Origin of the sequence: Paraburkholderia oxyphila NBRC 105797 (genome assembly GCF_000685075.1) — a bacterium.
GTDB lineage: Bacteria > Pseudomonadota > Gammaproteobacteria > Burkholderiales > Burkholderiaceae > Paraburkholderia > Paraburkholderia oxyphila.
The window spans coordinates 1-2,020 of the sequence record NZ_BAYD01000252.1 but is presented as its reverse complement, the minus strand read 5'-3'; the positions used below and the strand labels follow the sequence as shown (position 1 = coordinate 2,020).

The 2,020-nt window shown below is 63.8% G+C and carries 1 protein-coding gene; it reads right to left on the bottom strand.

Annotated features, from left to right (window positions below; genetic code table 11):
- A partial coding sequence (locus tag BO1_RS48695; protein ID WP_043289325.1) for a type VI secretion system Vgr family protein occupies positions 1 to 1,940 on the bottom strand: 1,940 nt, incomplete at its 3' end.
- Positions 1,941 to 2,020 lie beyond the last annotated feature (80 nt).

The window sequence follows — 2,020 nt, the reverse complement described above, 5'->3', positions numbered from 1 at the left end:
GTCCAGCGTTTCAGCACGCTCCAGTCGGCGTTCTTCCCGGCCACCGTGTTGATGTTCTCCTGGGCCGCGAACTGGATACCCCCACCCGCCACGATGGCCGCCGAGGCGGGCGTGCCCGCGAGCAGCCCCGGCTTCTTCAGGCCGTCGAAGTCCTCCTTCATTTGCTGCTGCGCGTCGGTATCTGCGGGCTCGGCCTTCGCGCTGCTGGCGGACGCGGCCAGCGCCTTCGCGGTCTCCAGCGCGCTTTCGAGCTGCGCGATGATCTCCTGCATGTCGAGCTGCTTGCCGGTGGCGGCTGGGCGGTCGTATGCCGTCAGGAGCAGCCCCTTGCCTGCGCGGTTGACGCCCCAGCCCGATGTCCGGACCTCATAGCCCTCACCCCGGTATTCGAGCTTCTGGTTCACCAGATAACCGAGATTGAGCTGCGACTTGCCCGAGTGCTCCGTGCTGAGCTTGATGCCTTCCTGGCCCGCCCAGTCCTCCATGCGCAGCTTGTTGTTCTTCTGCGTGCGGATCACGTTGCGCGAGAGCCAGCGCCGGTCGTTCGTGATGAGGTCGCGCGCCTGGCTGTGGTGATGAAATCCGCAAATTTCCGGCTTGTCCGGGTCCCCGTCCCGAAACTGGATCACTGCCTCGTCGTTGTCCAGCGCGACGAAGTGCATGCCGGTCTGCAACCTGCCCGCGAAGGGCTTGGCCAGGCGCAGCGGCACGCTCTCGCCACCCTTCGGCCAGGTGCCGAAGTCCGCATCCAGACGCACGACGTAGTAGCCGACAGCATTGAGATAGCCGTAGGTGTATTTGTCAGGACTGCAAATCCGCGCGCTGAGCGTACCGGAGATGCGGGCCCAGGTTTCCGGCCTGAGCTGGAGCCGGAAGCGCCGGTCGGCGGGAATCGCCCTGAAGCGGTTCGTATAAGGCACATCGCGCGCACCGCTGTGCGTGACCTCGATCAGAACCTGGCCCTTGGGCGCATCGGGCAGGACAATATCCGTCTCCAGCACGCTTGCGCACTGCAACGCCAGTACGTTACTCTCGCCCTCGTAGATGATCTGCCGCGCGAGGGCCGCCTCGTGGCGAAGCTGCGCTTCCCACTTTGCCCCGGCCTGGTCGAGATGGTGCGTCCCGTAAACGTACGACTGACCATAGGTGGTCGGGTCCTGCGGGGCAACATTGGCGCTATCCCGGAAACGCTCCCAGGCGCTTTCCGGGTTATAGTCGGCCACCGTGTACGACTGCGGCACCGTCTCCGCGTGGGTCTTCAGCGCGGTGACCGCTTCCACGCCCCCCGCCTCCAGTCCCGCCGCCTCACGGTAGGGCACCAGGCGCTGAGGCTCGTCGTAGAGATAGTGGTCGATGTCGTCGGCAAAGACGACCTGATCCCCGTATTCCGTCTCGACAATGAAGCTGTAGATGCCCTCTTTCTGCATCAGCATCTGGACATAGGCCAGATCGGTCATCTGGTGCTGGAAGCGCCACGCATGAACCGGATACTGGCGGCGCAGCCGGAACGAGATCAGGTGATCCGGAATGCCGTGCCGGCGCAGCACCGCCCGGATAATGTCGGGCGCCGATTGACGCTGATAGGTTTGGGTCGTGGTGACTGCCGCCAGCCGCCCGAAGTGCGACTTCAGGACGAACTGGTGGCTCGTAGAATCGTTCGTCTTCTGGATGGCCGAGACGCGTTCGAGGTAGCCTGAAAACTTCTTCACGCTCCCGTCTTCTGCCATGATGGTGAAAACGGCATCGAGGTTCAGGTAATCCGCGCGGGGCAGTTGCTCGGGGTGCGTTGCCTCGATCATCACCGTGGTCGGTTCCCCCATCGCTTCGGTGGCCGTGAACGACACGACCGACAGTTCCGACGCGCTGGCCGTTCCCGGAATCTGCAAGTGATACGCCTGCCTGCCCGTGATACCGGGCCGTAATGGATCGAACTCCGCCATGCCTGCTCCTTTTTCAGACTGGCGGATCGTGTTGCGGGCCTCCGCCTGTTGGCACCCCCAGAAGCCAGAAAATAGGGCAT